At 69.0% G+C, this 16,116-nt stretch carries 16 protein-coding genes; 8 read left to right on the top strand and 8 right to left on the bottom strand.

Annotation, left to right across the window (positions count from 1 at the left end; all coding sequences use genetic code 11):
- Positions 1 to 66: 66 nt before the first annotated feature.
- Positions 67 to 618 carry a nucleotidyltransferase family protein gene (locus NN2_RS16695; protein WP_063014670.1) on the top strand — a complete coding sequence of 184 codons (552 nt, stop codon included), beginning with the start codon at positions 67 to 69 and terminating at the stop codon, positions 616 to 618.
- Positions 619 to 628: 10 nt separating this feature from the next.
- Here the strand turns inward: NN2_RS16695 and NN2_RS16690 are convergent, their stop codons facing one another.
- The 4 genes from NN2_RS16690 to NN2_RS16675 are packed head-to-tail and all read right to left on the bottom strand — an operon-like array spanning position 629 to position 5,085.
- Positions 629 to 1,309 (bottom strand): SRPBCC family protein, encoded by a 681-nt coding sequence (locus NN2_RS16690; protein WP_063014668.1) that lies wholly within the window; start codon positions 1,307 to 1,309, stop codon positions 629 to 631.
- 17 nt (positions 1,310 to 1,326) lie between these two features.
- Entirely contained in the window at positions 1,327 to 1,869 is a 543-nt protein-coding gene (locus NN2_RS16685) for a (2Fe-2S)-binding protein (protein WP_063014665.1), read from the bottom strand.
- Positions 1,862 to 2,737 carry an FAD binding domain-containing protein gene (locus NN2_RS16680; RefSeq protein ID WP_063014663.1) on the bottom strand — a complete coding sequence of 292 codons (876 nt, stop codon included), beginning with the start codon at positions 2,735 to 2,737 and terminating at the stop codon, positions 1,862 to 1,864. Before NN2_RS16680 ends, NN2_RS16685 begins: the two co-directional genes overlap by 8 nt.
- On the bottom strand, positions 2,734 to 5,085 hold the full coding sequence (locus NN2_RS16675) for a xanthine dehydrogenase family protein molybdopterin-binding subunit (protein WP_063014661.1): 2,352 nt from the start codon (positions 5,083 to 5,085) through the stop codon (positions 2,734 to 2,736). Before NN2_RS16675 ends, NN2_RS16680 begins: the two co-directional genes overlap by 4 nt.
- Before the next feature lie 148 nt (positions 5,086 to 5,233).
- Between NN2_RS16675 and NN2_RS16670 the strand changes: the two genes are divergently transcribed.
- Complete coding sequence (locus tag NN2_RS16670; protein ID WP_063014658.1) at positions 5,234 to 6,301, top strand: XdhC family protein; 1,068 nt, start codon at positions 5,234 to 5,236, stop codon at positions 6,299 to 6,301.
- A gap of 42 nt (positions 6,302 to 6,343) precedes the next feature.
- Positions 6,344 to 6,775 carry a type II toxin-antitoxin system Rv0910 family toxin gene (locus NN2_RS16665; protein WP_063014655.1) on the top strand — a complete coding sequence of 144 codons (432 nt, stop codon included), beginning with the start codon at positions 6,344 to 6,346 and terminating at the stop codon, positions 6,773 to 6,775.
- Between the two features lie 4 nt (positions 6,776 to 6,779).
- On the opposite strand, the gene NN2_RS16660 is transcribed toward NN2_RS16665, so the two are convergent.
- Positions 6,780 to 7,262 carry a nitroreductase/quinone reductase family protein gene (locus NN2_RS16660; RefSeq protein ID WP_063910785.1) on the bottom strand — a complete coding sequence of 161 codons (483 nt, stop codon included), beginning with the start codon at positions 7,260 to 7,262 and terminating at the stop codon, positions 6,780 to 6,782.
- A gap of 136 nt (positions 7,263 to 7,398) precedes the next feature.
- Here NN2_RS16660 and NN2_RS16655 point away from each other — a divergent pair, with 136 nt between their 5' ends.
- The 5 genes from NN2_RS16655 to NN2_RS16635 all read left to right on the top strand — a co-directional run bounded on the left by NN2_RS16655 (position 7,399) and on the right by NN2_RS16635 (position 11,547).
- A complete protein-coding gene (locus tag NN2_RS16655; RefSeq protein WP_063014721.1) occupies positions 7,399 to 7,800 on the top strand; it encodes a TOBE domain-containing protein in 402 nt (133 codons plus the stop codon).
- Between the two features lie 5 nt (positions 7,801 to 7,805).
- Positions 7,806 to 8,591, top strand: a complete 786-nt coding sequence (gene modA, locus NN2_RS16650) for a molybdate ABC transporter substrate-binding protein (RefSeq protein ID WP_063014653.1) — start codon at positions 7,806 to 7,808, stop codon at positions 8,589 to 8,591.
- The gene (gene modB, locus NN2_RS16645; protein WP_063014651.1) at positions 8,588 to 9,403 is read left to right on the top strand and encodes a molybdate ABC transporter permease subunit; all 816 of its coding nucleotides are present in this window, start codon (positions 8,588 to 8,590) and stop codon (positions 9,401 to 9,403) included. The genes modA and modB overlap by 4 nt, the downstream gene beginning before the upstream one ends.
- The gene (locus NN2_RS16640; RefSeq protein ID WP_063014649.1) at positions 9,400 to 10,449 is read left to right on the top strand and encodes an ABC transporter ATP-binding protein; all 1,050 of its coding nucleotides are present in this window, start codon (positions 9,400 to 9,402) and stop codon (positions 10,447 to 10,449) included. Before modB ends, NN2_RS16640 begins: the two co-directional genes overlap by 4 nt.
- A 123-nt stretch (positions 10,450 to 10,572) precedes the next feature.
- On the top strand, positions 10,573 to 11,547 hold the full coding sequence (locus tag NN2_RS16635) for an MspA family porin (RefSeq protein ID WP_063014647.1): 975 nt from the start codon (positions 10,573 to 10,575) through the stop codon (positions 11,545 to 11,547).
- Between the two features lie 63 nt (positions 11,548 to 11,610).
- Here NN2_RS16635 and NN2_RS16630 read toward each other — a convergent pair whose 3' ends face one another.
- From NN2_RS16630 to NN2_RS16620, 3 genes are all read right to left on the bottom strand, one after another.
- The gene (locus NN2_RS16630; protein WP_030512889.1) at positions 11,611 to 11,799 is read right to left on the bottom strand and encodes a DUF2795 domain-containing protein; all 189 of its coding nucleotides are present in this window, start codon (positions 11,797 to 11,799) and stop codon (positions 11,611 to 11,613) included.
- Positions 11,800 to 12,066: 267 nt separating this feature from the next.
- Complete coding sequence (locus NN2_RS16625) at positions 12,067 to 13,278, bottom strand: glycosyltransferase (protein WP_063014645.1); 1,212 nt, start codon at positions 13,276 to 13,278, stop codon at positions 12,067 to 12,069.
- A 606-nt stretch (positions 13,279 to 13,884) separates the two neighbouring features.
- The gene (locus NN2_RS16620; protein ID WP_063014643.1) at positions 13,885 to 15,954 is read right to left on the bottom strand and encodes a catalase; all 2,070 of its coding nucleotides are present in this window, start codon (positions 15,952 to 15,954) and stop codon (positions 13,885 to 13,887) included.
- Positions 15,955 to 16,116: the final 162 nt, after the last annotated feature.

Raw genomic sequence — 16,116 nt, 5'->3', positions numbered from 1 at the left:
CACAAAGGACCGGCGTTTCCGCTATTACATTGGCGCCACAGCAGTTTCCCCACCGAGAGGCCAACCATGTCGGATCGAGTCGTCGGAGTCGTCCTCGCCGCCGGGGCGGGACGGCGATTCGGCCGTCCCAAGGCCACGGTCGGCGACTGGCTGACCACCGCGGTGAACGCACTGCGCGACGGCGGCTGCGCGGAGGTCGTGGTCGTGCTCGGCGCCGCCGAGGTCCCACCCGTTCCCGCGACCACCACGGTGGTGGCGCAGGAGTGGGCCGAGGGAATGAGCGCGTCGGTGCGCACGGGAATCGGTGCGGCGCAGCGCCTCGACGGTGCCTACGCCGCCCTGCACGTGGTGGATACGCCCGATGTCGGCGCGGATGTCGTCGCCCGGGTGATCGAGCGAGCGACGGCCGACCCGTCCGGTATCGCGCGCGCGAGTTTCGCCGGACGCCCCGGCCATCCCGTGGTGATCGCCCGCCGGCACTGGGCCGACCTGCTGCCGACCCTGTCCGGTGACCGCGGCGCCGCCGCCTATCTGCGCACTGTCCCCGCGCAGACCGTGGAATGCGGTGATCTGGCCACCGGCCGCGATATCGACGAACCCGGCGACCTCGAGCGCTGACGCGGCCCGGTCAGCCCTGTCGTGCTCGCCGCCGGAGCGCGGCCACCAGCACCACGATCAGCAGCGCCGCCGCGAATCCGCCGTAGCGCACCAGATTTCCGGACCCCGCGGCCGCGAGCAGATCCAGCGGCTCCGCCGGGGTCCGCGGCGCGGCGGCGACGCTGCGCTGCCGTGGCGCGGTGACAGTGGCCGCGCCCGTGTCCGGCGACTCCGTGACGGCGCGCAGCGGTTCGGCCGCCGGCTGTGCCGAGGCGGTGATCTCGTCGGCGAGATTGGTGGCGAACTGCCCGATCAGCGTTCCCGCGACATCGGCCAGCGCACCCCGGCCGAACTGGGCGGGCTTACCGGTGATCGCCAGATCGGTATCGACGAAAACGTCTGTGCTGCCGTCGTTCTCGACCAATCGGCAGGTGATGGTCGCCTTCGCCGTGCCGTTGCCGCGCGCTTCACGGCCGCGGCCCTCGAGCACCGCGACCCCGGCCTGTTCGTCCTGCGAGACGACCTTGATGATCCCGTTGTAGCTCAACCCCACCGGGCCGAGTTTGACCTTGATCCGGCCGTGGAAATCGTCGCCCTCGCGCGAGGTGATGGTCGCGCCGGGCACACACGGTGCGATGCGTTCGAGGTCGAGCAGTACCGGCCAGGCCTGCGCGGCCGGAACGGGGATGGTGAACGTGTTGTCAAGTTTCATGAAGGTCCTCGGTCGGATCAGGCCCGCCGCGCGGCGGGTGCGGCGATATCGGCCGCCGCCTCGTCGCCGGTGGACGATTCGGCACCGGCCTCGCGCGCATCGGCGGCGGCACGGACCGCGCGCACGATGCCCTGATATCCGGTGCAGCGGCACAGATTTCCCGAGATCGCCTCGCGAATCTCGGTGTCGGTGGGGTCGGGATTCTCCCGCAGGAAGGCGGTCGCGGACACGATGAAGCCGGGAGTGCAGAAGCCGCACTGCAATCCGTGTTCGGCGCGGAAAGCCTCCTGCACCGCCGACAATTTCCCGTCGGGTCCCGCGATGCCCTCGACGGTGGTGATCTCGGCGCCGTCGGCCTGGACCGCGAAGATCAGGCAGGAGCGGACCGCAGCGCCGTCGAGCAGGACCGTGCAGGCGCCGCACACGCCGTGTTCACAGCCGAGGTGGGTGCCGGTCAGCCCGCAGCGGTCGCGCAGATAATCGGCCAGCGTCAGCCGGGGCGCAACGCTGTCGCGGCGGCGGAAGCCGTTGATACGCACCTCGATATCGATCTCAGTCATTGCTCGCCTCCTCTATCGCGCGGCCCCACGCCCGCGCCACCATCGCCGCACCGAGCCGGCGGCGGTATTCGGCCGAACCGTGCACATCCGACGAGATCGCGGTCAGGTCCGCGGTCGCGGCGGCGCCGACCTCCTCGGCCGCCACCGCATCGGCGGGCCGGCCCAGCAGTGTGGCCTCGGCCCGATGCGCCCGCACCGGGGTCGGCGCGAGGCCGAACAGTCCGATCGCGCAGCGGTCGACGCGGGAGTCCCCGTCCAGCCGGACCGCTATCGCCGCCCCGGCCATGGCGAAATCGCCGCTGCGCCTGGTGAATTCCTCGATCGCGAAGCCGCTGCGCCCGGACCGGACCGGGAAGGTGATCGCGGTGACCAGTTCGTCGGGTTCGAGCGCGGTGGTCCACATGCCGGTGAAGAAGTCCGCGGCCGCGAGGGTGCGCCGTCCGCGCGGTGACAACGCCTCGATCTCGGCGTCCAGGGTCAGGGCCACCACCGGATATTCGGCCGCGGCGTCGGCATGGGCGATGGAGCCGCCGATGGTGCCGCGGTTGCGGATCTGGAAGTGCCCGATCAGCGGTGTCGCCCGGTGCAGCAGTGGTACCGCCCGGCGGACCTCCGCGGAGGCGCCGACCGCCGCGTGGGTGCTCCCCGCACCGATCCGCACAGTCGAGGCCCCGGCCTCGATACCGCGCAGGTCGTCGACTCGCCGCAGGTCGACGAGATGGTCGAAGACCGCCAGCCGCAATGCCAGCATCGGCACCAGGCTCTGGCCGCCGGCGATGACCTTGGCCTCGTCACCGAGTTCGGCCAGCAGCGTCACCGCCTCCTCGGCCGAGCCGGGGGCGTGATAGTCGAAGGCGGCCGGTTTCATGCCGATTCCTTCCCGGCGGCACGTGCCCGCTCCACCATCTCCACGATCCGTGCGGGTGAGAGCGGCAGCTCCCGAAGCTCGATCCCGAACGGCGACAACGCATCCGCGACGGCGTTGAGCACGGCCGGCGCCGCGCCGATCGCCCCGCCCTCGCCGACGCCCTTGAAGCTGCCCGGCCCCGGACTCGGCGTCTCGACGTGGCCGACCTCGATATCCGGAACCTCCATCGCGGTCGGCAGCAGATAGTCCAGGAAGGTCGTCGCGACCGGATTTCCGCTCTCGTCGTAGGCGAGATGTTCGTAGAGCGCGCCGCCGATGCCTTGCACCGTGCCGCCGTAGATCTGGCCCTCCACCACATTGGGGTTGATCATCGAGCCGACGTCCTCGCTGACGATGTAGCGCAGCAGCGTCACCGCTCCGGTCTCGATGTCGACCTCGCAGGTGCAGATGTGGGTGGCGTTGGCCCAGATCGCCATCTGCGAGGTCTTGTGCCGGCCGTTGGCCTCGAGCCCCGGCGGTACTCCGGGCGGCAGACTGTCGGCCTGAAAATAGGCGATATCGGCGATCTCGGCCAGCGTCAGCCCCTTGTCGGGAGCGCCGCGCACGCTCGCGCGACTGTCGGCGAACTCGATCTCCTCCGGCGCGACGCCCAAGCGGTGGGCGGCGATCGCGACGATCCGCTCGCGCAACACGGCCGCGGTCTGCCCGATCGCACCCGCGGTCATCGATCCGGACCGGCTGCCCCCGGTGCCGCCGCCGAACGGCGTCACCGCGGTATCGCCCTGAATGGTCCGCACATCCGACAGCGTGACCCCGAGCGCGTCGGCCGCGAGCTGAACGACGGTGGTCTCCAAGCTGTTACCGGCCGAACCCCCCGCCACGTAGACGTTGACCTTGCCGCTCGGTTCGATGCGGATGGTGGCGCCCTCGGTGCTGAGGAACGGGCTCGCGCCGGTGGTCGGTTCCACATACGTGCAGGTGCCGACGCCGAGGTAGCGGCCCTGCGCGCGGGCGGCGCGCTGTTCGGCGCGGAAGGCGTCGTAGTCCAGTTTCTGGACCGCCTGCTCGAGCGTCTCCATCGGCGAGATGTTGTCGTAGGACATGCCGTTGGGATTGGCCCACGGTAATTCGTCGCGGCGCAGCATGTTCCGGCGGCGCAGCTCGATCGGGTCGATGCCGATCTGCCGGGCCGCGTGGTCGAGCAGCACCTCGCGCGCCACGGATTCGAACTGCCACGGCCCCCGATAGGCGACCCGCCCGACGGTGTTGGAGTAGAGAAACTTCGAACTGAACGAGGCGTCGGTGATGCGGTAAGGGCCGGGGAAGAGAATGCCCACGACCACACCACCGGTGATCGGCGAGGGTGTCGGGTAGGCGCCGACGTTCTGCACATGGTCGATGGAGGCCGCGACGATCCGGCCGTCGGCGTCGAATGCCATTGCCACATCGGCGTTCTCGTGCCGTGCCAGGCCCGAGGCCATCAGATTCTCCTGACGGTCCTCGATCCACTTCACCGGGGCGCCGAGCGCACGCGAGGCGAGCATGACGCAGGTCTCCTCGCGCAGCGGCAGTTGCTTGAGCCCGAAACCGCCGCCGGTGTCGCGCGCGATCACCCGGACCTGGTGTTCGTCGATGCCGAGCAGCCGGGCGCAGAACGCGCGGACCTCGTGCGGCGACTGGGTGGCGATCCAGATCGTCATCTCCGCCGTCGACGCCGACCATTCGGCGAGGATGCCGCGTGTTTCCATCGGCACCGGCAGATAGGCCTGCTGAAAGATCTGCTGGCGCACCACATGCGCGGCGGAGTCGAACAGCGGTGCCAGGTCGGCGGCCGGACGCCCGCCCATCGCCCCGGCCGAATTACCGGCGAATCCGGCGTGCACCAGATTGGGCGACTGTTCCGCGGTGGTGTAGTCGACCACCGGGTCCAGCGGTTCGTAGTCGATGACGACCAGTTCGGTGGCGTCTTCGGCGATATAGCGGTCGGCGGCGATCACCAGCGCGACCGGATCGCCGACGAATCGGACCTCCTCCTCGGCCAGCGGCGGGCGCGGCACCGGCGGCATACCGACCATGTCCAGGTCGTAGGAGATCTCGTGCGCACCGGGATTGAGGTCCGCGGCGGTGTAGACGGCGAGTACCCCGTCCAGTTCCAGCGCCGCCGACACGTCGATCGTGCCGATGGTCGCGCGGGGCAGCGGGCTGCGCACGAAGCAGGCGTGCGCCGCGCCCGGGCGGGTCACATCGTCGACGAAGGTTCCCGCGCCGGTGACCAGGCGCGCGTCCTCTATGCGCGGGATCCGCGCGCCGACCACGGAGGCGCTCGCGGTTGTTGTCGTCGAGGTCATCGGGCGGCTCGCATCGCGGTCATCGGACTGATCCCCTCTTGTTCGCCGTCGGACAAGGACCGGCACCTCGCGGTCGGTTAACAATATATGCCGAAAGTGAGTACGTCGCTACAGTAGAAGGAGAATGTAATTCTCATCGGAGGTCGGCGTGCGGGAACTCGGCGAGCACCTGCGGCACTGGCATGCCGCCGCAACGACATACGCCTTGGCCACCGTGATCGGCGTACGCGGCAGCGCGCCGAGGACATTGGGCACCACCATGGCGGTCTCCGCGTCCGGCCAGGTGCGGGGCAGCCTCTCCGGCGGCTGCGTGGAGGGCGCGGTCTACGAGGAATGCCTGCAGGTGCTCGCATCCGGGGAGCCGGTCCGGCGCACCTTCGGCTACAGCGCCGACGACGCCTTCGCGGTCGGGCTCACCTGCGGCGGGGAACTGGAGGTGTTCATCCACCGGGTGACCGCAGCCGAGTACGAGACGATCGACGTCGCGCTGGATCCGGATCGGCCGGTCGCCCTGGTCCGCGATCTGGAATCCGGCGCGATCGTCGCGGTGCGACCGGATCGCTCGATCGGAGGACCCGCCGACCCGGCGGTGATCGCACATGCTCGCGCCATGCTCGAGGCCGCCACCAGCGCGGTCCGCACCATCGGATGCGCGGAGGGTGAACGCACCGTGTTCGTGACGTCCTTCGCCCCGCCACCGCGCATGATCGTCTTCGGCGCCACCGATTTCACCACCGCGCTGTGCCGGGTCGGGCGGCTGCTCGGCTACCGCGTCACCGTCTGCGAACCGCGCCCGGTCTTCGCCGACCGGGCGCGTCTGCCCGAGGCCGACGAGGTGGTGCGCGATCGGCCCGATCGGTATCTGGCCGGTACGCACGTCGATTCGCGCACGGTGATCTGCGTGCTGACCCACGACCCGAAATTCGATGTGCCGGTCCTCGCGACAGCGCTGCGACTGCCGGTGGCCTATGTGGGGGCGATGGGTTCGCGGCGGTCGGATCGAGAGCGACGGAAACACCTGCGCGACAACGGCATCAGCGATGATCAGCTGCGCCGGCTGCATTCACCGATCGGACTGGAACTCGGTGGCCGCACACCGGAGGAGACCGCGGTGTCGATCGGCGCCGAGATCGTGGCGGTGCGCCGCGGCGGTTGCGGGCAACCGCTCTCGGCGACGGACCGGCCGATCCACGCCGACCCCGGACTCGCCTCGTAACCACGGTCGGATGGCCGAATCACCGGCGGTTACCATCCACCCGTGGCGAAACTGAAGGTCTCGGTGGACGTTCCGATCTCCCCCGATCGGGCGTGGTCGCACGCGGCGAATCTGGGCGAGCTCGACCAGTGGCTGATCATGCACGAGGCATGGCGCGGCCGGGTGCCCGACGAGCTCACTCCCGGTACCGAACTGGTGGGCATCGCCTCGGTGAAGGGTCTGCGCAATCGCGTGCGCTGGACCGTGCGCACCGCCGAACCACCGCGCCGGCTCGTGCTGAGCGGCGCCGGCAAAGGCGGCACCAAACTGGGACTGGCGCTGCTGGTCGCGCCGAACGCCTCGGGTTCGGCGGTCACCGTCGACATCGATCTGGGTGGGCGACCGCTGTTCGGCCCGATCGGAGCGACGGTGGCACGAGCGCTGCGGGGCGATATCGAACGCTCACTCGACCGGTTCGTCGACCTGTACTGCTGAACGCTCAGCGCGGTTCGAGAACGATCAGCGGGATCGTGCGCCCGCCCGCCTGGCGCCGATAGAACTCGTAATCCGGTGTCATAGCCACGAATTCACGCCACAGGTCCCGATATTCGGTCGCGGTGGCGACCCGCGCCCGCACCGAGCGGACTTGCCTTCCGATCCGGATCGTGGTGTCGGGGTGGGCGAGGAGGTTGTGATACCAGGCGGGATGGTGCGGCTGCCCCGCCTTCGACGCCGCGATCGCCACCGCGGCCCCCGCGTCGACGTACATCAGCGGTGAGGTTCGCGGAATGCCGGATTTCGCACCCACGTGGTCGAGCAGGAGTATGCGCGCGTGCCGACGGCCCGGCATGCGCCCGCCGATCCGCCCGCCCGAGCATCGGTACAGCGCCACATGGACTTTCGTTGCCCGCCGACCGGCATAGACGCCGCGGCGGTTCGCGAATCGGGTCGTGGCGGAGACGATTCCGGCGAGCGAGGCCATATCGCCGAGCATGCATCAGCCCTCGCGTTCCCGCCAGGGGCCGGGCCGCACGAATGCGTCCCGTCCCGGTGAGAATTAACCGGTCCGCAACCACGCGGGGCTTGTGTACCGCATTCACGGCAATATGCTTCCCATTGTGACGAATTTGCGGATCAGTGAGGCGGCGGCGCTGCTGGGGGTCAGCGACGACACCGTGCGGCGCTGGATCGATCAGGGGCGGCTGCCGGAGATCCGGCTCGACAGCGGCCGCAAGGGGGTGCGCGGCGCGGATCTGGCCGAGGTCCTGCGTAGTCAGCACGCCGAGGCGCGCGAACCCGGTGTCACCGTCGCCGCCTCGGCCCGCAACCGGATGCGCGGCATCGTCACCCGCATCGTCAAGGACACGGTCATGGCACAGGTCGAGATGCAGGCCGGCCCGTTCCGGCTGGTCTCGCTGGTCAGCCGGGAATCGGTCGACGAACTCGGTCTCGAGGTCGGCAGTATCGCCGTCGCCTCGGTCAAATCGACCCACGTCGTGGTCGAAATTCCGGAAAGTTGACGAGAATGCAGCTCTTGCGCACCATCGGCGCCGCAGCGGCCGTCGTGGCGGTCACCGCGGGCCTGGCCGGATGCGGTTCCGACGACGCGAAGTCCGCCACCGGAACGGACCAGCTCTCGGGCACGGTCACGGTTTTCGCGGCGGCCTCGCTCACCGAGACGTTCACGAAGCTCGGACACGACTTCGAGGCCGCCCACCCGGGCGTGAAGGTCGTCTACAGCTTCGGCGGCAGTTCGGCACTCGCCCAGCAGATCCAGCAGGGGGCGCCCGCCGATGTCTTCGCCTCCGCGGCCCCGGCCAATATGCAGCAGGTGGTCGACGCCGGTGAGGTCACCGCGAAACCGGAGACGTTCGTGAGCAATCGGCTGGAAATCGCGGTGCCCGAGGGCAATCCGGGCAAGATCACCGGACTGGCCGACTTCGGCAAACCGGAGCCGCGGATCGCGTTGTGCGCGGTGCAGGTGCCGTGTGGTGCGGCCGCGGAGAAGGTTTTCCAGATCGCCGGCATCACCCCGCGGCCCGACACCCGCGAGCAGGATGTCAAGGCCGTGCTCACCAAGGTGACCCTGGACGAGGTCGACGCCGCACTGGTCTACCGCACCGATGTGCAGGCGGCCGGCGACAAGGTGCAGGGCATCGAATTCCCGGAATCGGCGAAGGTGGTCAACACCTATCCGATCGCACCGCTCGCCAAGGCCCCGCACGCCGCCGCGGCCGCCGCCTTCGTCGGCTACGTGCACTCCGATGCGGCGAAGAAGGTGTTCGCCGCCGCGGGATTCGACACCCCGTGAGCAGGCCGGGAACGCGGCGACGGGCGGTATCGGGACGGCGGCCGGTCGCGCTGGTGCTGCCCGCGCTCGGCGCGCTGGCGTTCCTGGTGATTCCGCTGATCGGCCTGCTGGTGCGCACCCCGTGGGCGAGCCTGACCGACCGGCTGTTCAGCGCCGAAGTCGGTACCGCCCTGCGACTTTCGCTGATCTGCGCGAGCTGCGCGACCGTGATCTGCCTGCTGTTGGGCATCCCGCTGGCCTGGCTGCTGGCGCGGGCGCACATCCCGGGCCGGGGCGTGATCCGCGCGCTGGTGACGGTGCCGCTGGTCCTGCCGCCGGTGGTCGGAGGCGTGGCACTGCTGCTGGTGTTCGGCCGCCGCGGGCTGCTCGGGCAGTATCTGTACGACTGGTTCGGCGTCTCGCTGCCGTTCACCACGCCGGGAGTGGTGGTGGCCGAGGCGTTCGTCGCCATGCCGTTTCTGGTCATCTCGGTGGAGGGCGCGCTGCGCAGTACCGACACCCGCTACGAGGAAGCCGCCGCCACCCTCGGCGCGACCCCCTGGTACACCTTTCGCCGCGTCACCCTGCCCGCGATCCTGCCGGGCGTGCTCGCCGGCGGCGTACTGTGCTGGGCTCGGGCGCTCGGCGAATTCGGCGCGACCATCACCTTCGCCGGGAATTTCCCCGGCCGCACCACCACCATGCCGCTGGCGGTGTATCTCGCGCTGGAAACCGATCCCGATGCCGCGATCGTGCTCAGCCTGGTGCTGCTGCTGGTGTCGGTCGCGGTGCTGGTGTCGTTGCGCGAGCGCTGGATTCGAGGAGCGGTATGACGCTGCGGGCCGAACTCGAGGTGCGGCGGGAGCGCTTCCGCCTCGGCCTGGCGCTCACCGTCGAACCCGGTGAGGTGGTGGCGCTGCTCGGGCCCAACGGCGCCGGGAAGACCACGGCGCTGCGTACGCTGGCCGGACTCGAACCGCTCACCGGTGGACGCCTCAGCGTCGCCGACCGGGTCTGGGACGAACCGCCGCGAGTTTTCGTCCCGGCCGAGCAGCGACAGGTCGGCGTCGTCTTCCAGGATTACCTGCTGTTTCAGCATCTTTCGGCGCTCGAGAACGTCGCCTTCGGCTTGCGGGCCCGCGGCATGCGGCGCGCGCAGGCGCGGGCCCGCGCCGCCGAGCAGCTCGCCCGGGTAGGTCTCGCCGAGCACGAACACGCTATACCGCGCACCCTCTCCGGCGGACAGGCGCAGCGAGTGGCGCTCGCGCGCGCCCTGGCCACCGACCCGCAGCTGCTGCTGCTCGACGAACCACTGGCCGCGCTCGACGCCGGGACCCGGGTGCAGGTGCGCGCCGACCTGGCCCGCCACCTGCGCGACTATCGCGGCCATACCGTGGTGGTCACCCACGATCCGCTCGACGCGATGGTGCTGGCGGACCGGCTCGTCATCCTCGAACAGGGCGCTATCGTCCAGCAGGGCGCGCCGACCGAGATCGCCCGGCGGCCGCGGTCGGACTATGTCGCAGATCTGATGGGGCTCAATCTGTTTCGCGGCACCGCCGCGGGCACCGGCGTCGAGATCGACAACGGCGGGCACCTCACCGTCGCCGCTCCCGCCACGGGCCGCGTCTTCCTCACCTTCCCGCCTACCGCGGTGAGCCTGCATCCCCAGCAACCCGGCGGCAGCCCCCGCAACACCTGGCCTGTGACCGTCGGCGGCCTGGAACACCACGCCAATCTCACCCGCGTCCGCCTCGACGGAGCTCCACCTGTGCTCGCCGACATTACCGCGGCGGCGGTGGCCGACCTGCGCATTCAACCGGGTATGCGGGTATGGGCCGCGGTCAAGGCGACCGAAATCCATGTCTACCCCGCTTGAAATCTCGAGGGGGGCGGCGTGGCGCGCGTCGAATCGGGGGTCCGTGCGGGTTCGCGCATTATGCTTGCCGGTCGATAGCTGTTCGGGGACTGCTGCCGTGACACCGAGGAACAGGATCCAGCTATGCGACGTCCTCTCATCGCCGCCGCGACGGGTATCGCCGCGGTTACCGCCGTCGCGTCGATCTTATGGACCGGCGGGAGCGAAACGAGTCACGCCCAGCCACCCGGCACGGACGTGACCGGCTCGGGAGTCCATCTGACCGCGTCGGTGGACAACATCGGGGTGAACCCACCCGGTGACCGGACGCCGAACTATCTCATGACGTTCTCGCATGCCGCGCAGCTGTCCGGGAATTTCTCGGTCAACGTCGAGGGCGATCCGATCACCTCGGGCCAGGCGGTGGCGGGATTCCTGCTCGGATGCGGGATCAGCGTGGCAGGCGGCTTCGACGTAGGCATTTCGCCCAACCAAGGGCTGCAATTGAGCATCTCCCCGACGTTCACGCCACCGTCGCTGACGACCGCCGCCGCTCCCATCGCGACCACCGGCAGCGCCACTCCGACCACGACCACCCCCAGCGGTACCGGCGCCTCCTCCACAACCGCCCGCACCACGACAACTCCCCCCACGACCACCCAGACCAAGGCTGTCGGCACGAGTGTTGCGCCCACCACGACGGTCACCACCACGACAACCCCGACCACGACCACCCCCACCACGACGACTCCCCCTACAACGACTCCCCCCACGACGACTCCCACCACCCCCACCCTGCCGACCACGTCCGGCAGCGCGACCCTGCCCGGAGTATCGCCGCCCGGTTTCGACCTCGGGCCGAGCGTCGGCGGCTCCCTGGGCCTGTCCGAGAATCTGGACGCGAACATCGGTCCCGGTCAGGTCACCACCGCCACCACCGCGACGGCCACCCTGGACAACACGACCACGTTCCCCTACCACATCGCCTTCAACAACGCCGCGTTGAACGTCTCCCAATGCGCGTCCCCGGTTGCGGCCGTCCCGTTCGTCTCCACCACGGTGTCGACGGCGACAGGTCTGGTCCAAACCACCGCGTACGGCGATCAATTCACGTTCTGACACGCACTGCCCATCGATACAGCCTGGGCCGCCCGCAGTGCGGGCGGCCCAGGTGCATTCAGGTCAGGACATGGCCTCGCTCACCGCGTTCGGTCCGTCGAACATACGGTCGGGCATGCTCTCGAGCGCGTCGACGATCTCCGCGCCGGCGCCGTTGTTCCGCGCCGCGCGCACGATATCGCGGCGGTCACACGGATAGTCCACGCCGGAGAGATACTTCTGCACCTGAATGGGATTCACCTTCTGGCTCATCGTTTCTCCTCTCTCGTTACTGTCCGTTCGGGAATGGAACGACGGGGCGATACCACCGGAATCGAGGCCGAAACATCGCAGTTGCCGAATCGCTGCCGCGATGACCTGACCGGTCCCGATCTGCAGCAGTCCGGAGTCCGGTTCGGTGGCGTGCGGATCGCCGATATGCCCCGCCCCCGTCGCCGCGACCAGTCCGGACGCACCACCGGTGATGACGACATTGCCGAGCGGGCATGTCGGTTGATTCTCCGCGAGCGCCTCCTGATGTCAGCGAGCGGACGACGCGATGGCGCCCGCAGCGGCCGTGGCGGCGGTCCGCCGATAGGCCGCCGAGGTATCCCTGGAGATCCGATCCCACGAATAACGTCCGCGGGCTCGTTGCAGACCCGCCTCGCCCATCACCCGGCGCGCCTGCCGGGTGTCGAGCAAGCCCGACAGGACCTCGGCCAGAACGGCGGGGTCCCTCGAGGGGACCAAGTGTCCGGTCACCCCATCGAGAACGGTGTCGAGCATTCCGCCGACCGCGGTGGCGACCACGGGCTTCGCGCACGACATCGCTTCGAGGGGAACGATGCCGAACGGCTCGTACCACGGCGTGCACACCACGGCGTCGGCCGAGCGCAACAGCATCGGCATCTCCGCCCGCAGTACCGGCCCGCGCAGCCGGACTCGTTGCGACACACCGTATTCCGCGGCCACGGCCCGCAATCGCGCTTGCTCGGCTTCGTCCTCGGCGCTCGCCGAACCGCCGGCGATGACCAGTTCGGTATCGGGGACCTCCGACAGTGCCGCGATCGCGGTGTCGAACCCCTTGCGCCGCACCATGCGGCCGACCGAGACGATCCGCCGCGGCAGCTCGGGTTCCTCGGCGGGGCCGTCGGGAGTGAACAGCGACAGGTCGACACCGCAGGGCACCACCGATGTGCGCTCGCGCGGCACACCCATCCTGCCCAGCTCGCGGACCTCGTCGGAACAGGTCGCGACGATATGGGTCGCTCCCGCCGCCACCCGGCGCTCGGATTGGACACGGGAGCGTGGGCTGGTGTCGGCCAGCCCTTGAAAGCGCCGCTTCACGGTGCCCAGCGCGTGGAAGGTCAGAACGACCGGAACGGCGAGGTCGCATCCGGCGCGTTCGGCGGCGATCCCCGACATCCAGAAATGCGCGTGCACGACGTCAGGCCGATCGGCACTCCACTGGGCGCGCAGGAAGGCGGCGAACTCGCCGAGGAACGGCAGAATATCGTCTTTCGAGATGTGCTCCGGCGGACCGGCCGGAACGTGGATCACGCGATATCCCGCCCCCACCAGCACTTCGGGGGGAATGTCGGGGTCGTCTCGGCGGGTGTATACCCGCACATCGTGCCCCAACCGGGCCAGTCCCGCAGCGAGCTCGGACACGTGCACGTTCTGCCCGCCCGCGTCCACACCACCCAGGGGAGCCAACGGGCTCGCGTGCTCGGACACCATCGCAATCTTCACGCTTCCTCCGATCCGCGTCGCCGCCGGTGGATCTCGCGCTCTCGAACTGCGCCATAGCCGGCGGAAACCGTGCCATGGATGTTGGGACTCGCTGCGCCCGGCTCGATCGTCGACTTCTGAACCGGTTCGTGGTCGTCATGCCCTCGCAGCGGCGATGCAAACGGTCCGGAGCAGAACCATCGGGCAACCGGGCGGGCGGCGGATGTGACAGTCCAGCCGCACGGCGGCGGCTCCCGGCCGAATCCCCCTGTGCGCCATTAAATCCGTGGGTAAGCATCGGTTCGCGCGCCGCGGGCTCGTCGGCACTGGACCGCAACTCGCCCGGCCGCGCGCAGGTAGCCGGCCGTGTACAGGTAGGTTGTCCTCACTCCGCAGCGGCGCGGCGAATTGCGCAGGTGGGCGCCGTGCTCGTCGGCTCCGGCAAGCGGGACCAGCCACGCTTCGACGCCCAGGGCCGCGGTAGCGGCCGCCCCGCCCGGCAGGTGACTCGGCGTGTGCACGTCGACGACGGGGGCGGCACCTCTCGGCACAGTCGCTCCGAGCGCACCCACACCAGACGTCGGGGACCGCGTCCCGAGGACGACGACCGCGGCGCGCTCGTCATCGTCAGTCCTCGAACCGGGCCCAGTACCGGACATCCCGGCACCGGCCGAGGAAGTCGGCCACCGATGCGCCCGCCGCGAGATCCATGACGCCGGCATCGAGTTCGCCGGTCAGTCCCGCGGCCGCGAACAGCGCGCCGGCATTGCGGTGGGCGATGAATTTGCCGTGCGCGTAAGCGTCGCTGACGAAGTCGCGCGCCGGCGGCACGGTGGTGAGTTCGGCGGCTCCGGCCTCGGACGCGAGAATCACGACCGCGTCGTAGAGCACCGAGGGTCCGCCGTCGATCTTCTGGTCCGCTTCGACAGTTTTGCCGTCCTCGGTAGTGACACCGCCGACCTTCGGCGCGACGATCTCAAGGATCGCCTTCTCCGCCTGGACCGCCTCGCGTACCTCGGCCAATGCCTCGGCATCGACCCCGTCGGTGACCAGCACGCCGATCTTGCGCCCCGCGATGCTGTCCGGGCCGTTGCGCACGATACTCAGCGCGGGCGAGGGCGCCAGATCGGTGATCGGCTCGCGGGCACAGCGAGCCGGTTCCGGAAGCTCCGCGAGGCCGAGCTCGTCGGCGACCGCCGTGGCCAGATCCTCGTGAACGTTGCGCAGCGCGGCGACGACCCGGGCACGGATCTCGACTCGATCGCATTTGCTCAGCTCGAAGACGAACGCCTCGACGATGTGCCGCTGCTCGATACTCGTCTGGCTCACATAGAACTGACGAGCCTGGCTGTAATGGTCGGCGAAGCTTTCCGCGCGCAGCCGGCGTTTGGGACCGGATACAGTCTCGGGAACCGTCGTGAAGCCCCGTTCGGGATCCTCGCGCGGGCCCTTGATCTCGTCGGGCCACGAATTGGGCTCGTAATTGGCCCGGCCCTTCGGATTGACCATAGCCATGTGGCCGTCCTGCTGGAACGTCGCGAACGGGCACTTCGGCGCGTTCACCGGCAGATGGGTGAAGTTGGGGCCGCCGAGCCGCTTCAGTTGGGTGTCGAGATACGAGAAGTTGCGGCCCTGCAGCAGTGGGTCGTTCGTGAAATCGATGCCCGGGATGATGTTCTGCGTGCAGAACGCCACCTGCTCGGTTTCGGCGAAGAAATTGTCGACGACCCGGTTCAGCACCAGCTTGCCGACCGGGCGCACCGGCACTTCCTCCTCCGGGATGATCTTCGTCGGATCGAGGATGTCGAAGGCGAAGCGACCGGCGAAGTCGTCGTCGAACAGCTGCATGCCCAATTCCCATTCCGGATAGTCACCGGACTGAATGGCATCCCAGAGATCGCGGCGGTGGAAATCGGGATCGGCGCCGTTGATCTTCAGCGCCTCGTTCCACACCACCGACTGCATGCCCTGCTTCGGCTTCCAATGGAATTTGACGAACGTGGAGCGGCCCTCGGCGTTCACCAGCCGGAAGGTGTGGACACCGAATCCCTCCATGAACCGGAACGAGCGCGGAATCGCTCGGTCGGACATGATCCACAGCAGCATGTGGGTCGATTCGGGAGTGAGCGAGACGAAGTCCCAGAAATTGTCGTGGGCCGTCTGAGCCTGCGGAAAGCCACGATCGGGCTCCTGTTTGGCGGCGTGGACCATATCCGGGAACTTGATGGGGTCCTGAATGAAGAAGACCGGGATATTGTTCCCGACCAGATCCCAATTTCCCTCGCGCGTATAGAGTTTCACCGCGAAACCACGGACGTCGCGAGCCAGATCGAACGAACCCTTGTTACCGGCCACCGTGGAGAATCGGACGAATGCCTCGGTCCGGCGACCGGCCTCCTGGAACGGATCGGCCCGGGTCAGATCGGACAGCGAATCGTAGTTCTCGAAATAGCCGTGCACGCCGAAACCGCGGGCATGAACCACCCGCTCCGGAATCCGCTCGTGGTCGAAGTGGAAGATCTTCTCGCGGAAGTGGAAGTCCTCCAGCAGCGCGGGCCCGCGCTCCCCCGCCCGCAATGTGTTCTGATCGTCTCCGACAACCACACCCTGCTGGGTGGTCAGCCGCACGTCCTCACCGGTTGCCTCCTGGTGAGTTTCGCCGCCGTTGCCCGGCCGACCTGCCACATCGTCCGTCATCTCCCGACCTCCTGCCGCTGTACGCCGAACCGCTCGGTCACCGAGCCGATACCCGCCCGGTCCGGAGACAAACGTTCGCTCGGCTACCGAAAGGGCCGTGCGGCGAACTTCGACGAGCAGACCCTCCGGCCCGCGACGGCGAGCGAAAGTCGTTGCAGTCCT

This window comes from Nocardia nova NBRC 15556 (genome assembly GCF_001613005.1).
Classification (GTDB): domain Bacteria; phylum Actinomycetota; class Actinomycetes; order Mycobacteriales; family Mycobacteriaceae; genus Nocardia; species Nocardia nova.
Note: the sequence above shows the minus strand (reverse complement) of the source record. Positions and strands in the feature narration are given on the sequence as shown.